Consider the following 16,901-nt stretch of genomic DNA (forward strand, 5'->3'; position numbering starts at 1 on the left):
CTCTCCAGGTTAGCTACACATTTCCAGCACAGAATCGAAAATATCTGCGCCCGTTGAGATAACTTTGAGGTTGGCCTCGTAAATTTGCTGGTAGGTAATGAGGTTCACCGCTTCTTCATCCATGCTGACGCCGCTGACGCTGCTCTGCTGGTTCTGCGCTTCGGAGTAGACGTTGGCCGCCGCTTCCGCTTCGGTCTGGTTCTGCTGGCTGTAGATACCAATATTACTGATGATCGACGAACAGGCTTCACCCACGGTTACGCTACCAAGCCCCTCTATATCCAACGGTTCGGTAGAAATATTGATCAGCGCCTGCAGGTTATCGCTGTTACCGCTTTCATCCGGCGAACTGGAAAACGCCAGCTCGTCGGCGGTGATATCAGGGTTCACCTCCAGCGGGCCGTCAGATGAATTTTCATCATAAATAAACAGCGGTTCGCCGGGATTTCCGTTCAGGTCGTAGCCCTGTGCAAGCTGGGTGTTAACCGCATCGGCAAATTGCTCCGCCATGCTGTTAATCGTCCCTGTCAGCGGCGTCAGCACCTGATTCTGATAATCAAACAGCGCCCCCAGCGAGCCGCCGGTATCGGTGTTCATCGATGACGTAGTTCCGGCAAATGTCAGCGACATGCTCTGCGTGCCGTCGGCGTTGGTATCCAGTTCGATGGTGGAACTCTCCTGCCCGCTGACCAACGGTTGACCGTTTTGCAGCGTAACGTTGTAGTTACCTTCATCATCAATATTGACCTGCACGTCCATGATGCCGCTCAGTTGCTCCACCATCTGATCGCGAGCATCGTACAGCGCCGAGGCGTTATCGCCGTTGGCTTCAGCTTCCGCAATTTGCTGGTTATAACTGGCAATACCGGTAGTCAGGGTGTTCACCTGCGCCACCATCGCCTGCTCCTGGCTGACGATCTCACTGCTTTGCGAGTCGATGTAGTCCAGCGTGTTATCCACACGCAGCGCCAGCGCGCCGGACTCGCTGATCACCTGTTCACGCAGGGCGGAATCATCCGGGCTGGTGGTAGCTTCGTTTAGCGCGGCAAAAAAGTTGTCAAAACCGCCGCTCAGGCTACTGTTATCGTCGCTGAGCACGGTTTCCAGTTGCGTTAAATACTCCTGCTGGGTGTTGTAATAGCCGTAATCACTGGCGGCATACCACACCTGGTTCACCTGATACTGGTTAGAAACGCGGCGAATACTGTCCACCTGCACACCGTTACCTGCGCTGTTGGCTGAACCGGAGCTGGCGCCAATGGTACTGGTGATGGCAACCTGCCGGGTATAACCGTCGGTCATGGCGTTAGCCGTGTTTTGCGCGGTTACATTAAGCTCCACCTGCGCCGTCGATGCGCCGCTGTAGCCAATATTAATCATGTCCATCAAAGAGTCCTCGCCGGTCAGTCACCCGGTCTGTCGTTAACAACCTTGCCGATTAAGAGCGGCGAAAAAACCACAGTTCTTAAGCCGCCGCGCAACCTTTATCCTTTGTGATGAGGGGAGAGTTGTTTGACGATCATCGCCGCAATGCCAATGCCGTGTTGTTGGGCAAGACTGTTGCACAGCTGATCGTCATAAAATCCCTGCATCATGCGTACCGAGTCGCTGTTAAACGGGTTGTCTTTTGAGTCGAAGATCTCATTGGTTTTACGCATCTCTTTCAGCATGTTGCGTAAGAAAATGGCTTCAAACTGCTGAGCGGCTTTCTGTAAATCGTTATCTTTAATTTTCGGGCCCATTAACGCATCGCTGCCGTCAATGCCCCCGCTATGATTCACTTTGATGTCGGCCATTAAATCACCTCCAGATCGGCGTCAAGCGCTCCGGCTTCATGCAGGGCCTGCAAAATCGACATAATGTCGTCCGGCGTGGCGCCCAGGCTGTTAAGGGCGTTAACCAACGTTTTCAGACTGCTGGACTCTGGCAGACTGATCATTCCCGGGCGGGCATGATTCACCGAAATATTGCTCTGCGGCGTTACCGCCGTACGACCACCAGCAAACGCATTCGGCTGGCTGACGTTGCTGCTTTCATTGATGGACACCGTCAGGCTGCCATGCGATACCGCCGCCGCGTGCAGGGCAATGCCATCGCCCATCACCACTGTGCCGGTACGCGAGTTAAATACCACGCGGGCACGCACTTTTTCCGCCTGCACCTGGACGTCATCCAACTGAGACATAAAGGCGACGCGCGCCCCTGGACTGGTTGGCGCGCGGACGCTGACGTTGGTCGAGCTTTGCGCCGTCGCAATGCCGCCAAACGACGCGTTGATCGCCGCCGCAATATTGTTGGCATCTTTGAAAGAAGGACGTTTCAGATTAAGCGTGATGGTATCGCCCATCTGGAAATCACTGGGAATTTCCCGCTCCACGGATGCCCCATTCGGTATCAACCCGGCGGTGGGGGTATTCACAGTGACGCTGGAGCCGCTGGCCCCGGTGGCGTTCATCCCGCCGACCACCACGCTCCCTTGTGCAAGGGCGTAAACTTCTCCGTCAGCACCGTGTAATTGGGTGAGCAGTAATGTACCGCCGCGCAGGCTTTTGGCATCGCCGATCGACGAGACCGTGACGTCAATGGTTTGCCCACGAGAGTACATGGGCGGCAGCATCGCGCTGACCGCCACCGCCGCAACGTTCTTCACCTTCGGGTCGATTTTGCTCGGCAACTGAACGCCGAACTGACGCAGCATGTTGGTGATAGTCTGGTTGGTGAATTTAACCTGGTTTTTATCCCCGGTTCCGTCCAGCCCCACCACCAGACTGTAGCCGACAAGTTGGTTTTCCCTGACGCCCTGGACGTTGACCAGCGACTCCAGAGATCGCGCCTGCGCCGCGCCAGGCAGCGCCAGACTCAGGGCAATAACGATGCCGTTTAACGCCTTCATCCAGCGCCCGCTTAAGTGTTGCATAGTAAAATCCTGCATTAGATCGGGAAGAGAGGATGGTTAAACAGACGCGTCAGCCAGCCCGCCGCATTGGCATCGCTCAATGCGCCACGACCCGCATAGGAGATACGCGCATCGGCAATACGCTGCGATGAGACGGAGTTGTCGTTCTGAATGTCATCGGCGCGCACCAGGCCGCTCAGGCGAATGTACTCATCACCCTGGTTGAGGGTGAGCCATTTTTCACCGCGAATTTCCAGGATACCGTTCGACTGTACCGAGTGTACCGACACCGTAATTTCGCCACGTAAACTGTTTTGCTGCTGCGAGGTCGCCGTCCCGTTGAAGTCACGATTGGCGTCCACGGACGCGGAAAGGTTATCTTTGGTATGCCCAAAGAGGGTCGGCGCGCCAATATCCACGGTATTGTTCTTACCGAAATTGGTTTTCGCCTGTTTGCTCGACTGGGTAGATTCTTCCAGCATCACGGTCAGGATATCCCCCACCCGATAGGCGCGGCGATCCGCTGTCAGCGACCACTTGTAACCCGTTTCGAACACCCCTCCCGCGCGGCCATCCGCCGTTGGCGGTGCCTCGGTTTTGGGCGGAGCAAAGAATTCGTCATTTTTTTTGACCAGGAGAGCCTGCGATTCGCACCCGCTTAACAGGGGAAGCAGTACCATCAGCCAGAGATAATTTTTCACGTTCTGCCTATTTCTGCCGGATGGAGCTGTACCATCCGGCATTTCACATTCTTGAGTTACAGCGTCTGACTAATAAACTGCAGCATATCGTCTGCCGCAGAGACCATTTTGGCGTTCATCTCATAGGCGCGCTGCACGTTGATCATCGCCACCATTTCGTTGACGATATCCACGTTTGAGCCTTCCAGAGCGCTGTCCTGCAAAGTCCCCAGACCATCTTCCCCGGGAATACCTTCCGTCGGTTGACCACTGGCTGCGGTTTCCAGATACAGGTTGTCGCCTTCCGCTGAAAGCCCGGCCGGGTTAGCGAAGTTCACCAGCGTTAGTTGCCCCAGTTCGGTAGGGTCACTGTCGCCGGGCAGGATTGCCGTCACGGTGCCGTCTTCGCCAAAAGCCACATTAGTCGCGCCGGACGGAACGTCGATTTCCGGTTGCAGAGGTAAACCTTCGGAGTTAGTCAGCACGCCGTCGGCGTTAACCTGCATATTGCCGTCACGGGTATACGCAATATCCCCGTTCGCCTTTTGCACCTGCCAAAATCCCTGCCCCATGATGGCCACGTTCATCGTATTGTCGGTGGTTTCCACATTCCCTTCGGTGAAGGTTTTCTGCGTACCGACAATGCGTACACCGCTACCGAACTGCATTCCGGTCGGCATGATGTTGTTTTGATCGAGCATGGCGCCCGGCGCTTCCTGAGTCTGATAAAACAGATCCTGGAACATCACGCGGTCGCGCTTAAAGCCCGTGGTATTGACGTTAGCGATGTTGTTGGCAATCGCACTCATCTCAGCATCCTGCGCCGACAGGCCGGTTTTACTGATCCATAACGCTGCGTTCATAACACTTTATCCCTGATTAAAGACTACGGCTCAGGAGCCGCGTAGCAGCCTGTTGCCTGAGTCGCTGAGATCTTCAGCCGTTTTCATCATCTTGATTTGCGCTTCGAACTGACGGTTCATCGCAATGGACGACATCATTTCGCTCACCGCAGACACGTTACTGCCTTCCAGAAAGCCGCCGCTCACTTTGATGTTCTCATCGCGTTGTGCCGGTACGCCGTCCGCCGTCACCAGCATTCCCTCGCTATTTTTCGCCAGATTGGCGACCGGAATATCCACCAGCTTCAGACGATCGATATCCATCGTGGCAGTGACATCGCCATCGTCAGGTGTGACGGAGAGCGTGCCGTCGCTACCGAAAGAGGCAATCGCATTCGGCGGTAAAATAATCGGGCCGTTATCCCCGAGAACAATGTTGCCGTCGATGGTCAGTTGACCCTGATCGTCCTGCTGGATATTGCCGTTGCGGGTATAAACTTCGTTTCCTGCTTTATCCTGCACGGCGATATAGCCGGTTCCCTGAATGGCGACATCGAGCGGACGCTCGGTTTTTTCCGCCACGCCGGTGCTGTCATTGACGCCGCTGGGACTCTCTTTCGCCATAAAACGCGTGTCGAAGCCACCGCCTTTGACTTTGTCATTACTCGCCATCGCCATATCCGCACGAAAACCATTGGTGTTGACGTTGGCGAGGTTGTTGGCGCTAATTTGCTGCTCCAGCAGCGTCTGGGTGGCGCCGCTTAGTGCGGTATAAATCAACCGATCCATTTCTTAGCCTTACATCGCCTGGAAGAGTGCCTGGTCCAACTGCGTACTGGTCGAAATCACCTTGGTGTTCGCCTGATAGTTACGCTGGGCGGTCATCAGGTTGACCAGTTCGTTGGTGATATCCACGTTGGAGCTTTCGAGCATGCCGGAGGAGAGCGTGCCACATGAGCCAGAGCCAGGCGTGCCAATCAGCGGCGTACCGGATTCACCGGTCTGCACCCACGCGGTACCGCTTACCGCTTCCAGCCCGTTTTCGTCCGGGAAGGTGGCGAGTACAACCTGGCCCTGCAGCATACGTTCTCCGTTGCTGTAGGTGGCGTACACTTTGCCGTCGTCATCCACCTGCACGCCGTTTTGCGTTGCGGAGGCGTAACCGGTCGCGGAGTTGGTGGTCACCGAGAAATCAGAGCCGTACTGAGTACAGTCGGAGTAGTCGACGGTCATCGAGATCGGCGCGGCTTCATTGGTGGTGAAGGTGATGGTTTGCGGCGTGGTCGGAGAGGTCAGCTTGCCGGTATTCGGATCGAAGGTTAGCGTGGTTGGCGGTACACCAGTCTGCGCTTCACCATCAAAGGTGTACTGCACTTCCCAGGTGTTATCCGCGGTTTTGGTAAAATACTGGCTGACCGAGTGCTCGTTACCCAGAGAGTCATACACGGTGGTGGTGTAGCTGTCGGTATAGGTATCGCTGTTGTTGGCATCAAACGGCACGCTTGAGCGATCGATCGTTTCATCACTGGCGTCAAAGTTGGCCGTGAAGGTCATGCTGTCGGTAGCCTGCGCCGGGATGTTGCCAGTTTTAATCTGGATATCGGTCACGGTACCGGTTTGCAGCGTGCCGCTGTCATCCACCGGATAGCCTTGCAGATAATCACCGGACGCATTGACGATATAGCCGTTTTTATCGGTGACGAAAGAACCCGCGCGCGTATAGGAAATGTTGCCCGCGCTGTCGCACATAACAAAAAAACCATCGTCGTTGATCGCCAGATCCAGCGCATTGCCGGTAGAAACCATTGAGCCGCCGGTGGAGATGCTTTGTGCGGAACCCGCCACGCTCACGCCCATCGCCTGCGTCCCAGCGTACATCGCGGAAAACTGGGTAGTCATTGATTTATAACCGACCGTCCCGGAGTTCGCGATGTTGTTACTGATTCCGTCCAGTTGTTCGTTGACGGCGTTTAGCCCCGTCGCTGCAATTTCATAACTCATTGTTTCTTCCTGTAATATAAACTAAATCAGAGCACTGTATTGCTGTCGGCGTTATCGCTGCCGTCGTCAGTGTCAGGCGGCGTGGTGTCATCGGTGCTGTCCGGTACGCCAAACTGGGTGATCATGGTGAATGGCACTTCGCCAACGCCGTCAACGTTGAGCACCGGCGTGCTGCCATCGAGCGGAATACGCACATCTTCCACTTTGCCCGTCACCTCAATCGGCACTTCTTCTTCCCCGGTATTGGTCACCACGGACACGCTGTAATCACCCGGCGGGATGCCGTAATCCGCAGGATTGATGTCGAAATCCACCTGGCCGGGTCCGACGGAGGTTTCACCTTCCGGAATCAGCGACACGGTGTAGTCATCACCCGCTTCATCGGTAAAGTGCAAATCCACATCGGTACAGCTGTCATCCAGCGTGATGCGGCCCTGAATGTCCTTGCTGTTATCTTCGATATCCAGCGAGGTGGTTTGCACCATAATGTCGTCGCCGACCATATTCCCCAGCGCCATCACCTGAATGTTGCTCATCAGCACGGCGTTGGTATTGGCCTGAACGCTCATCTCTTCCATCATCGCTACCTGCGCCATGGAAGAAAGCTGGTCGATATAGGCCGTTGGGTCGGTCGGATCGGTAGGATCCTGGTTTTCAATTTCGGCTACGAACAGCGTCAGAAACGTGTCGACCGCGGACGTTTCCGTGGACGTTGTCGTCGTCGGTGTGCCGCTGGTTCCACTGGTATCGGTGGTTGACGAGGTAGAGGAAGAGCTGCTATCCCCCAGGTTGTTGCTTTGCGCCGTGGCGTTCACAGTATTTTCAGCCACCGCCGTCTTCTCCTGAGAAGAAGCCAGCGCCTGAGATTGGGCATACAGAGCCAGGGTATTCATTACACTTCTCCCAGTTTGAGTAAGCTTTGCTGCATACTTTTGACGTTATTCAGCACATCAACGTCGGTTTCAAAATCACGTGACGCGGACATCATGTCGGCCATTTGCTCGACCACGTTGACGTCCGGGTACCAGACAAAACCGTTCTGATCCGCCATTGGGTGATGCGGCTCATAACGTTTCACCGCCCCGCCGCTTTGCATCACGTCCTGCACTTGCACGCTGGCGCCATCAATGCCGTGACGGTTGTTTGCGCCAATCAGGCTATTGTTGTAAACCGCAGCAAAAACCGGGCTGCGCGCTTTATAGGCCTGCGCCTCGCTGCTGGCAGGAGATTCCGCATTCGCCATGTTGCTGGCGACGGTATTCAGACGGATGGTTTGCGCCGTCATCGCCGAGCCGGAAATCTGGTAAATATCAGTAAACGACATGGTTATTTTCCTTCGATGGCTTCTTTGATTCCGCTAAGTTGCAGATTCAAAAAAGTCAGACTGCTTTGATAATCCATACTATTTTGTGAAAACCGGGCCTGCTCGGTATTCAGTTCTACGGTATTGCCATCCTCTGAGGGCTGCATCGGCACCCGGTATTTCACGTCAGCCTCAGGCAAAACATTTGTGTGACTTGCCCGTTGCATCTCAGCGGCAAAATCAATATCTTTGGCTTTGAAATTTGGTGTATCGACGTTTGCCAGATTCGCAGTCAGTAGCTCGGTCCTCTCAAGACGTAACTTCACTGCCTGCGGATGTACACCCAATGCCTGCTGAAAACTGATTCCCATTTCTTGCATCACTCCTGCGTAGATATCGCTATTACTAGCAATAACTATGCCAACCTTTAAGTGATTGATGAGAAATGACTTTATGAAACTACCCTCCTACGTAAGGAAACCTTCTTTCCCCTTTGCCGCGGAGATAATGCTGGCTTTATGCTGCGTCTTACCCGTACATGCCGCCGTCCATCCCATTCAGCACAGCGCCCGGGAACAGATCAACGCACTGGTTCTGACTGCCGCCGGTCATGAAATCGACGCACTGGCGCACAAACAGCAGTGGCAGGACTATCGCTACACGTTCAATATCTATATCCCCTCAGCCGTGAGTACCAGCGCGCTATGCGCGTCGGCGCCACAGATCACCTCCAGTGCCTCCCCAGAGATGGCCTTGTCACGAATGAACTTTATGGTGACCTGCCCAGGCAATGCGGGCTGGAAATATAACGTTGCAGTGCGCCCCGACGTGTCGGTGCCGGTAGTGATGCCAAAGTCGTTGATTGCCCGAGATGCGGTGATTACAGCCGACGACCTGCAGCTTAAAAAATTCAATATCAGCAACCAGCGGGAAGGGTTGATAACAAATATGGATGAAGCAATTGGCCTCACCAGCAAGCGCGCCCTGCAACCGGGTAAACCGATTACCCGTAGCGAGCTGGTTCAGCCCGTATTGGTTAAACGCGACCAGCCAGTGATGATCGTCTCCCATATGGCTGGCATTACCGCCTCAATGCCGGGCGTGGCGTTGAAGAATGGTCGTAAAGGGGATGTGATAAAAATTCGTAATAGCAGCAGCCAGCGGATCATCAGCGGCGTGGTGGACGATACCGGCATGGTCACCACGTTAACGGCTGAGCAGTGAAGGGATTTTTTGTGATGGGATTAAAGTTTTCCTCTATTGCCGCCGCTTTTAGTCAATAACAGATAACCAACCCAACGGAATATGTACGAGGTTGCTATGAAAATTACCCCGAGTCTGCCTGGCAATCGCCCTGCATCGACAACCGAACAGGCACGTGCAGACAAGAGCAGCGTGCAGACGAGCACGTCCAGTTCCGCATCGCTTTCCGCCGATGATATTACTCAGGCGGGATTACAAACGGCGCAGCAAACGCTGAACAGTGATACGCAAAGTGACGTTGATTACGACAAAGTGGCGCAAATGCAGGCCATGCTGGCCTCAGGCGATTTGCAGGTTGATACCGATCAACTGGCTGGGGACATGCTCAGCTTTTTCCAGAAATAAGAGGCTACAACAGTGAGCACCAGGCTACAGCAGGTGAAAACTCTGCTTCAGGGCATTCGTGAAGACGGAACGCGGTATGACGCGCTCAGACACCAGTTGGAACAACAACGTCTGTGTATGATCCGTCGCGACAGCGACGAGCTGCTGGCCATCAATGAACTTATTCAACAGCATTATGAGCAGTTGCAAAACAGCAGCCAACAGCGCCGTTCGATCCTGCAACTGCTGGGCGTAAGCGTCAATCGTGCAGGGATAGAGCAGGTCTTTAGCTGGTTGCCGGGCGTGCAAAAAACTGCCGCAGAGGGCTGGTGGCAAAGCCTTGAGCAAAAAGCGGAACGCTGCAAGATGTACAACGAAAAAAACGGCGATCTGCTGATCCGCCAGTATGAATTTATTCAGGCTTTTTTAGGTACCGAGCCGGATTTTATTTACCAGCGCTAAACGCCCTTCCCTGACGCGGAAACCCGCTTTCCGCGCTTCACCTAACCAATTGATATAAATGAAATTAAAATTCAGGCATGGATATTGCAACGTCATAAACAGATTTTGAATATTGGGATTGCTGAGAACAGATTATGAGTATGATTGATTGTTATGAACCTGACTTTGTCCGGTTGTTTTTATCCCGCCATCCGGATTCCGCTTTACGGGTTAACCTGTGCTGGAAAACGGAAGTGCGTCAGAGTCTGGTCTTAACCGATCCGGCCAGCTGTCAGGCTGCATTAGGCGCTCCCAATACCTTTGTCTTGCATCATTCAAAATGTGCGGCCAACCCGGACAGCCCGGCGCTATCCCCACGCGATCAGGTACTGAATCAATCCGCTCTGCATACCATCACACTTCCAGGTTTATCGCCGGAGCTGCGCCTGTATGCGCTGGGGATCATGCTCTCTTTTTCCGAAAAATGCCCAGGCGATAGTGAAGCGGTGCTGGAAAAGCTGGCATCGTTGCCACAGATCCTCGCAGGCCATGTACAGGAAGGAAAACTGCAGGAGCAATTTGCGCAACTGCCCAGCCTGCCCCAGCTACAGCGTGAATTAATTACCCGTATGGGCAGTTGTGAATTCAATTGGGATCTGCTGCCGGAAAGTACGCGTAAACTCACATTACCTCTGCAGGTCAGCCTGCTGATGCTGCAGGATGCAAACAGTGAAGCCATGCTTCAGCAGCAGTTACAGGATCAGTGGCTGCAGACCTGGGAGCGCCATTTCGCTCAAGAAGCATGGATTTTCAGCAACTATCTGATTTATCGCTTGTACCACGACACCTTCCCGCAGCATGAGAGTGAAAGCACACTGCAGCGTTTCTTCTGGCTGGCGGCTGACGTCTTTATGATTCGCACTCTGTTTTGCCTGTGGACGATGGATGATTCTGCGCTAAACCATGACGAAATTTACGCCCTTTTCGCGTTGTTTGAAGCGTGGCGCAACAGCGAGAGCGCCCACTCGTTACGTCAGCATATTCTGGAAATGCTTCCGGGAGATCCACTGCTCTCGGCGTTCTCCCTGATTACACGTTAGTGCCTGTTGGCCGGGCGAATGCCCGGTCCTTTTTCGAACCGCGAATACACATCACCATGTCTGAATCCTCTAAAGCACGTTCCGCCCTGACTGGCATCGTTAAAACGCTCGACACTGGCCGCGAAAAACCGTTTGTCAGCGTTATCACGCCAACATGGAACCGCGGCGTTTTCTTACCTTATTTGCTGTATATGTTCCGTTATCAGGACTACCCTGCTGACCGGCGGGAACTGGTGATCCTGGATGATTCTCCGCAAAGCCATCAGTCGATCATTGACCGGCTAACGCAAAACCACCCAGAGAAATATAATATTCGTTATATCTACCACCCGGAAAAGCTCGATCTGGGTAAAAAGCGCAATATGCTCAATGCGCTGGCGGTAGGTGAATATATTCTCTGTATGGATGATGATGACTATTATCCAGCGGATAAAATCTCTTACACCATCGACATGATGCAGCGCCACCGGGCGTTGATTTCAGGTTCCGATCAAATCCCCATCTGGTACAGCCACATCAACCGGATATTCAAAACACGCAGCTTTGGCCCACAAAATATTCTCAACGGCACTTTCTGTTACCATCGTAATTACCTGAAGAACCACCGCTATGATGATGAGTGTAATTTAGGTGAAGAAAAGGGATTCACTAACCAGTTCACCGCGAACCCGCTGCAATTGCCGGGTGAACGTACCATTATTTGTATCTCACACAGCCAAAATACGTTCGACAAAGACTTTGTGTTGGGAAGCAGCGAGCCACTGGAAACCCCGCTGGCGCAGGCGATTACCGACCCGATACTGAAAAACTGGTATCAAAGCCTGCATAACGCTACTCATCATCAACCGATCCAGTGGGATTATATCGATCAGGTGGTGATCGTAAACCTGGACTCACGCCCGGATCGTTTAGCGCACATCCAACAAGAGCTGGGGTTTCTCAATTTCCCAGAGGAAAAGATCACCCGCATTGCCGCGTCAGTTGCCACTAACGGCCAGATTGGTCGCCGTCAATCCCATCTTCGGGCACTCAAGTTGGCACAACAAATGGGATGGAAAAATTATCTGCTGCTTGAAGATGACGCCGTTATTCTGAAACAAGAAAAACATATTCGGGTACTTAGCTCGCTGCTTAATGCCCTGCCTAAATTTCCGTGGGAGGTCATTCTTCTCGGCGGCGAAATTAAACGCGGAAGCATATTAAAAAGCCTGACTGGGATGATTCATGCCCGCGATTGCAATAAGGTGTGCGCCTATCTGGTTAACAACAGCTATTACCCGGTTCTGGCTCAGCAAATGGAATATGACCTTTCAGAGACCCTCGAAGGACAGTGGCAGCCGCTGCTACGTGACGGAAAATGGCTTTCCTGCTATCCGAGTATCTGCTATCAGCGCCCAGGTTATAGCGATATCGAGAAAAAAGAAACCGATAATATTGGCTACTACTTCAATAAAATCAATAAGAAACCCGATGCCGTCAACGCACTGACTGATGCCCCGCTCCCTTCTACTGCCACCCGAACAGATGCTATTGGTTTCTATATGGAAACGTCGCTGCACTACGCGGTCTATCGCCCGATCATAACCGCGCTACAGGCGATGGGGCACACCTGCTCTCTATTGGTCAGCGACAAAATACACGCGTCGTTTCTGGATGAAATGACCGCAACAATTAAAACCATTAACGATCCCCTATTGGGCGGAACGCGTCTTTCTGTGGTGATTGAGAAACGTCAACGCTTCAAATGTCTTGTCAGCCCTTATTACACCCCGTTACTGAACGGGCTGGCGGATACCCATGTACGGACGATGTATGGACTGGCGAAAGAAGCATGGAATCATGCCTGGTGGAATACCTTTTATCATCGAATTCTCTGCTACAGCCACTATAGCCAGCACGCGGTTGATATTGGCGGCAGCGCCAAAGTGGTGGGTAATCCCCGTTTCGATGAATGGCATAACCATACTTACGATACCGCACTGCCAAAAAGCGTGAAGCTAAATGCGAAAAAGCAGACCATCCTGTATGCGCCAACCTATGGCGCGCTAAGCTCGCTCCCCCATTGGGCACAACAGCTCAGCCGATTAAGCCATGAATACAACGTCGTCACCAAACTGCACCATGGCACTCTGCACAGGCCGGAAGAAAGTGCCTCGCTGGTGCTGGCGCAGCGCTACTTAAAAAACCGAATTGACGATCCGCAGCACCTGCTGGCGCTTATGGCGCAGGCAGATTACGTCCTGACGGACAGCAGCGGCTTTATTTTTGATGCCATTCATATGAATAAACGCGTCATTTTACTGAGCTGGCCAGAGATGACCTCGCTGCTGGATGGCCAACAAAGTTTCTCGACCCCAGACAGCGCCGATCAACGTATCCGCGACGTTCTCCCGGTAGCCCAGGATATACAGGCGTTGCGCAGTGCGCTGTCTGATGCATTTGACTGGACTGCGCTTGAAGCACCGTTAGCCGAAATTCGCCACCATTATTGTGATGCGTTTATGGATGGCCAGGCAGGGCAAAGGGCCGCTAAAGAGATCGTGGCATTACTTACGGAAGCAGATAGTGTCCATACAAATGCTCTCTTACATAGTTTACAGAAAAAACTGTTTAACTAATTCCTGATATAAACCAGCTATTAAAACCACCGTTAAATCGGTGGTTTTTTATTTTACTGGGGCGTTTTTTTTATAACAATCTCGATACCGCTTTCCGCAAATGGTGTGCGTGTCTGATCAAATCGAGGAAGCCCTGCTAAGTAGCTATGGTTAAGCAATTCTATTTTTTGAACATCATGCTTTGTAGTTATCGCCTGAATCAATTCCAATACATTTATCGAAACGGGTGACCAACTATTTTTCTTGAAAATACTGAAAGTATGCTTGTGGTCGGAGTTAAAAGTCGATGGCCAAACTTTTTGCTCATACATATCTTCATCAGGAATTGTTATAATGAGATGACCATTTGGTTTAAGTACTCGCATCCAATTATTGATAGCGACAAACGGGTCAACCACATGTTCCAGGCAATGTGCAGAATACACAAAGTCAAAACTATCATCACTAACATTGTCTAAATATTGGGCATCACCTTGTGGTAAGTCATAAACAGTCACAGTTCTCATTAGTGGGAAAAGCGATCGGTAAATACCAATACTGTCAGGCCCACCACCGATATCCAATCCAGCACCTACAAACCAACGAGAAGTAAACCGGGCATCCATGAGTCGGCGATTTACAGACATACTGGTCGTACCCACAACCCCCCGATTAATCAGAAATTGACTGGTAATATCGCCAGGTAAAATTAGAGGTTTGATCACTTCCCCGGCTAAAGCATGTGGCCATAAAACAGCGTATCCGGTGTCTTCAGCATACCAGTATAAGGCGTGTGTATCGGCAAAACTTTCTAATAATTCAATAAACTCACTGGCATTATCGAACCCATGATCGGCATATTCGGGTAAAGAACCACTTGTTACTGCAAAATCTTTTAGATATATTCTACAATCATCAATAATAACGATTGCATTGTCAATTTTACCTCTCAGCACTCGCAACTCGTTAATAAGCGGCAAGCGAATATCTTTATCCCATTCGTCGCTATGATATTTTTCGTTGCAGTAATCAGAACCAGGATAATGCGCATCCAAAAAGACAAGACTACGATGATTTTTCAAAATCCCATTGACTTGCTCCAAATTCAGAAATGATAAACTATCATCGGGAAAAATCGTAATGCTGTCATTTTTTTCTTGTAATGCTTTTTCATATAATGGTTGATAGATCTCACAAGATAGCGCATGATTGAAACCAGCTGATAATGCCATTCGACATGAATTCCCAATACCGTATCCAGTTTCAATTAGATGTGTCACCTGGTGCTCTTCAACAATTCTGTGTAAAGGAAATCGCCCTAAAAAACCCATAATTACTCCATATAATGTAGTTAATTAAACATCTAAAAATTGCCCACATAACTATCAGAGTTCAAAAACAATTGAATCTGATGCCAAAAATATTCAGCAGTAATTTTCTTCAAACATCGATATTTTTTATCATTTGGACACCAGATAGAAAACTCATCACCTCGTGGTGGCATAAATTCTTTACCTAGTTTGTTTTTAAAGAATTGCGGACTCATGATCAGGTGTCCGCATTGACCATACTGGCATCCCGTATCAATACCCATAGCATTCCATCCATACTTTCCATTCCTGTAAGGCAATCGGTATCTGGCCGGAATAATGGAGTACAACCCACAAATTGCGATTGATGTGAGTCCAGCAAGCGCAACTGGGCCAGAGTCGCACGCAACCAGCAACTGACAGCGTTCCATCAGATAAATCATCTCAAGCATAGAGAACTGATTAATGCAATCGATAGCCTCTGGGATATCTATATCCATCATCTTCTTCTCCTGATACTTATTATTATCGCTGCCAATAATGATAACTTTCCAGCCTGCAGCAATAAAATATTTCGCGAGCTGATTCCATCCTTTTTCGGTCCACGTCCTATTCGGAGAACCAATATTAGGATGCAATAAAACTATTTTTTCTTTCTGCAATCCATTAACCTGAATAAAATCATCAACATTGCTCTTATCTAATGATACCAATGATATAATAGGCTGTTTATTGCTCAAGGAATGGTTTTGAATATCATCACCGATAAATGCATCCGTCATATGTCGAGATGCAACAATATCTTCCCAGCGGCCAAGAAAATGAAATTTATCTTCCTGACGCGCTATCTCAGCATCAATAATATTTTCTTCTGTCAATGCATTAGCATCCCAATATTGGGAAACCATAGGACTTGAAATGATGAGATCATGATATAATTTATGTGCAATAAAGATAAATTCCTCATCATAATGTTCTCTAAATGCAGTCAGGCAACCTAAAGCGTAGATCGCATCCCCCATAGATCCAGGACAATAGAACAGCCTTTTTTTAAACGAGCCGGTTTTAACACCCCCCAACTCATTTACATAATAATTTTTTTTACTATCGAGATTAATCTGACTAACGTATTTATCAGTCTCCTTTGGTAAGTTTGTTGTTAGCAAAAAGAGAATATTTTGCTCTGGCACTTGATACAGTTCGTCGGAAAAACATCCGGCAACGGTTACAGGTAATATTTGTAAAACCTTTAATAAATTGACGGTGATTAAATCTGGGAGCTTGATCACCATGTAGCCTAACCGACGTAATATTTCACTATCAACTTCCCCATCTTTTTGTTCACGAAAGAGTATAATTTTATCTTTAGTAATTGCACATTCATTTATTGCATGAAGGATAACTTCTACAAGCGCTTCCTGATGTTGTTTTTTCATAGAGGGAAAGCGAGGCGAAGTGCTGAGTAATAGTAGAGATGACGAGCTTATTTTTCTTAATTGAGAATAAATACTAAATGGTATCTTGAATAGCTCCAGAAAATCCGTTATTTTACGCTCATCAACTATCGGCACATTACTACAAGGCAACTTCATTGATTTTTTAAATGCGCTATTCTCCTGTAGATAATATGTTGTTGTTAATACTTTATGCCATGCATACCCGGCAGCAATATTCCAATCCTCTTTTGGTATATGATGGTTTTTATTTAACGCAATATTTATAGCATTAGCATACCCAGAAGTTAATTTATCTAATACATTTAAAGGGATTTTTTCAAGTGCAGAAGCAGCAACGAGTTCAGCCATCTCTCCTTCATAAACATGAAGATGGATTAACGACCGAAGAGCATTTAACCTCATTAATAACGGAATAAGTAAATTATAGCTTTCAGCCAGTGCAACATGGATATCTAGTGTCGTTGGCGAGTGTTTAATGAGCACTTGCGATATTTTATCCAGCGCAGACAGTAAAGTTGATTCATTATATTTAAGAACAAGATTTGAATTCTCTCCCAGCCATTTCCCACTCAATTTATCAGAACAAGTAAATAATATATTAACCACTCCATCCATACCTTGAATAAAATTAGACATTTGAAGCGGCAGCGTAACCTCTTTAGTTTCAATGAATAGTCTTATTTTCAT

17 protein-coding genes are annotated in these 16,901 nt (G+C 49.9%); 5 read left to right on the forward strand and 12 right to left on the reverse strand.

All coding sequences use genetic code 11. From position 1 onward, the window contains the following. Window positions 1-9: 9 nt before the first annotated feature. The 10 genes from flgK to flgB all read right to left on the reverse strand — a co-directional run bounded on the left by flgK (window position 10) and on the right by flgB (window position 8,093). Window positions 10-1,386: a flagellar hook-associated protein FlgK gene (gene flgK, locus GUC46_RS18895; RefSeq protein WP_046669755.1), complete on the reverse strand. Its 1,377-nt coding sequence runs from the start codon at window positions 1,384-1,386 to the stop codon at window positions 10-12. 98 nt (window positions 1,387-1,484) lie between these two features. Next, complete coding sequence (locus GUC46_RS18900) at window positions 1,485-1,787, reverse strand: rod-binding protein (RefSeq protein ID WP_029139422.1); 303 nt, start codon at window positions 1,785-1,787, stop codon at window positions 1,485-1,487. An 8-nt stretch (window positions 1,788-1,795) separates the two neighbouring features. After that, entirely contained in the window at window positions 1,796-2,917 is a 1,122-nt protein-coding gene (locus GUC46_RS18905; protein WP_003843806.1) for a flagellar basal body P-ring protein FlgI, read from the reverse strand. 14 nt (window positions 2,918-2,931) lie between these two features. Continuing rightward, on the reverse strand, window positions 2,932-3,597 hold the full coding sequence (gene flgH, locus GUC46_RS18910) for a flagellar basal body L-ring protein FlgH (protein WP_003838808.1): 666 nt from the start codon (window positions 3,595-3,597) through the stop codon (window positions 2,932-2,934). Between the two features lie 56 nt (window positions 3,598-3,653). Then, window positions 3,654-4,439 carry a flagellar basal-body rod protein FlgG gene (flgG, locus tag GUC46_RS18915; protein WP_003838810.1) on the reverse strand — a complete coding sequence of 262 codons (786 nt, stop codon included), beginning with the start codon at window positions 4,437-4,439 and terminating at the stop codon, window positions 3,654-3,656. 30 nt (window positions 4,440-4,469) lie between these two features. Beyond that, on the reverse strand, window positions 4,470-5,207 hold the full coding sequence (locus GUC46_RS18920) for a flagellar basal body rod protein FlgF (protein WP_003838815.1): 738 nt from the start codon (window positions 5,205-5,207) through the stop codon (window positions 4,470-4,472). A 9-nt stretch (window positions 5,208-5,216) separates the two neighbouring features. Beyond that, window positions 5,217-6,419, reverse strand: a complete 1,203-nt coding sequence (gene flgE, locus GUC46_RS18925) for a flagellar hook protein FlgE (RefSeq protein ID WP_044714333.1) — start codon at window positions 6,417-6,419, stop codon at window positions 5,217-5,219. A gap of 26 nt (window positions 6,420-6,445) precedes the next feature. Then, entirely contained in the window at window positions 6,446-7,312 is an 867-nt protein-coding gene (locus tag GUC46_RS18930) for a flagellar hook capping FlgD N-terminal domain-containing protein (RefSeq protein WP_061549360.1), read from the reverse strand. Then, entirely contained in the window at window positions 7,312-7,743 is a 432-nt protein-coding gene (gene flgC, locus GUC46_RS18935) for a flagellar basal body rod protein FlgC (protein WP_003843812.1), read from the reverse strand. Before flgC ends, GUC46_RS18930 begins: the two co-directional genes overlap by 1 nt. Before the next feature lie 2 nt (window positions 7,744-7,745). Beyond that, complete coding sequence (flgB, locus tag GUC46_RS18940) at window positions 7,746-8,093, reverse strand: flagellar basal body rod protein FlgB (protein ID WP_003838822.1); 348 nt, start codon at window positions 8,091-8,093, stop codon at window positions 7,746-7,748. An 82-nt stretch (window positions 8,094-8,175) separates the two neighbouring features. On the opposite strand from flgB, the gene flgA reads away from it, so the two are divergent. The 5 genes from flgA (at window position 8,176) to GUC46_RS18965 (ending at window position 13,468) form a co-directional block, all read left to right on the forward strand. Continuing rightward, complete coding sequence (gene flgA, locus GUC46_RS18945; RefSeq protein ID WP_130714964.1) at window positions 8,176-8,946, forward strand: flagellar basal body P-ring formation chaperone FlgA; 771 nt, start codon at window positions 8,176-8,178, stop codon at window positions 8,944-8,946. Window positions 8,947-9,042: 96 nt separating this feature from the next. Further along, window positions 9,043-9,330, forward strand: a complete 288-nt coding sequence (gene flgM, locus GUC46_RS18950; RefSeq protein WP_003838827.1) for a flagellar biosynthesis anti-sigma factor FlgM — start codon at window positions 9,043-9,045, stop codon at window positions 9,328-9,330. A 12-nt stretch (window positions 9,331-9,342) separates the two neighbouring features. Further along, window positions 9,343-9,771, forward strand: a complete 429-nt coding sequence (gene flgN, locus GUC46_RS18955) for a flagellar protein FlgN (RefSeq protein ID WP_061549358.1) — start codon at window positions 9,343-9,345, stop codon at window positions 9,769-9,771. 134 nt (window positions 9,772-9,905) lie between these two features. Next, window positions 9,906-10,850, forward strand: a complete 945-nt coding sequence (locus GUC46_RS18960; protein ID WP_061549357.1) for a hypothetical protein — start codon at window positions 9,906-9,908, stop codon at window positions 10,848-10,850. Window positions 10,851-10,906: 56 nt separating this feature from the next. Then, window positions 10,907-13,468 (forward strand): glycosyltransferase, encoded by a 2,562-nt coding sequence (locus tag GUC46_RS18965; protein ID WP_130714965.1) that lies wholly within the window; start codon window positions 10,907-10,909, stop codon window positions 13,466-13,468. Between the two features lie 53 nt (window positions 13,469-13,521). Here GUC46_RS18965 and GUC46_RS23965 read toward each other — a convergent pair whose 3' ends face one another. Both GUC46_RS23965 and GUC46_RS18975 read right to left on the reverse strand, forming a co-directional pair. Then, the gene (locus GUC46_RS23965; protein ID WP_003843821.1) at window positions 13,522-14,778 is read right to left on the reverse strand and encodes a class I SAM-dependent methyltransferase; all 1,257 of its coding nucleotides are present in this window, start codon (window positions 14,776-14,778) and stop codon (window positions 13,522-13,524) included. Between the two features lie 32 nt (window positions 14,779-14,810). After that, window positions 14,811-16,901: a glycosyltransferase family 9 protein gene (locus tag GUC46_RS18975; protein ID WP_236654158.1), complete on the reverse strand. Its 2,091-nt coding sequence runs from the start codon at window positions 16,899-16,901 to the stop codon at window positions 14,811-14,813.

The organism is Citrobacter sp. LUTT5 (assembly GCF_009905315.1).
Taxonomy (GTDB): Bacteria; Pseudomonadota; Gammaproteobacteria; order Enterobacterales; family Enterobacteriaceae; genus Citrobacter; species Citrobacter freundii.

Excerpts from the sequence above, each read along its gene's own strand:
- GUC46_RS18920 (WP_003838815.1), bottom strand. The coding sequence starts at position 5,207 with ATGGATCGGTTGATTTATACCGCACTAAGCGGCGCCACCCAGACGCTG.
- flgG (WP_003838810.1), bottom strand. The coding sequence starts at position 4,439 with ATGAACGCAGCGTTATGGATCAGTAAAACCGGCCTGTCGGCGCAGGAT.
- flgK (WP_046669755.1), bottom strand. The coding sequence starts at position 1,386 with ATGGACATGATTAATATTGGCTACAGCGGCGCATCGACGGCGCAGGTG.
- GUC46_RS18960 (WP_061549357.1), top strand. The coding sequence starts at position 9,906 with ATGAGTATGATTGATTGTTATGAACCTGACTTTGTCCGGTTGTTTTTA.
- GUC46_RS18965 (WP_130714965.1), top strand. The coding sequence starts at position 10,907 with ATGTCTGAATCCTCTAAAGCACGTTCCGCCCTGACTGGCATCGTTAAA.
- flgE (WP_044714333.1), bottom strand. The coding sequence starts at position 6,419 with ATGAGTTATGAAATTGCAGCGACGGGGCTAAACGCCGTCAACGAACAA.
- GUC46_RS18975 (WP_236654158.1), bottom strand. The coding sequence starts at position 16,901 with ATGAAAATAAGACTATTCATTGAAACTAAAGAGGTTACGCTGCCGCTT.
- GUC46_RS18905 (WP_003843806.1), bottom strand. The coding sequence starts at position 2,917 with ATGCAACACTTAAGCGGGCGCTGGATGAAGGCGTTAAACGGCATCGTT.
- flgC (WP_003843812.1), bottom strand. The coding sequence starts at position 7,743 with ATGTCGTTTACTGATATTTACCAGATTTCCGGCTCGGCGATGACGGCG.
- flgA (WP_130714964.1), top strand. The coding sequence starts at position 8,176 with ATGAAACTACCCTCCTACGTAAGGAAACCTTCTTTCCCCTTTGCCGCG.
- GUC46_RS18930 (WP_061549360.1), bottom strand. The coding sequence starts at position 7,312 with ATGAATACCCTGGCTCTGTATGCCCAATCTCAGGCGCTGGCTTCTTCT.
- GUC46_RS23965 (WP_003843821.1), bottom strand. The coding sequence starts at position 14,778 with ATGGGTTTTTTAGGGCGATTTCCTTTACACAGAATTGTTGAAGAGCAC.
- flgB (WP_003838822.1), bottom strand. The coding sequence starts at position 8,093 with ATGGGAATCAGTTTTCAGCAGGCATTGGGTGTACATCCGCAGGCAGTG.
- flgM (WP_003838827.1), top strand. The coding sequence starts at position 9,043 with ATGAAAATTACCCCGAGTCTGCCTGGCAATCGCCCTGCATCGACAACC.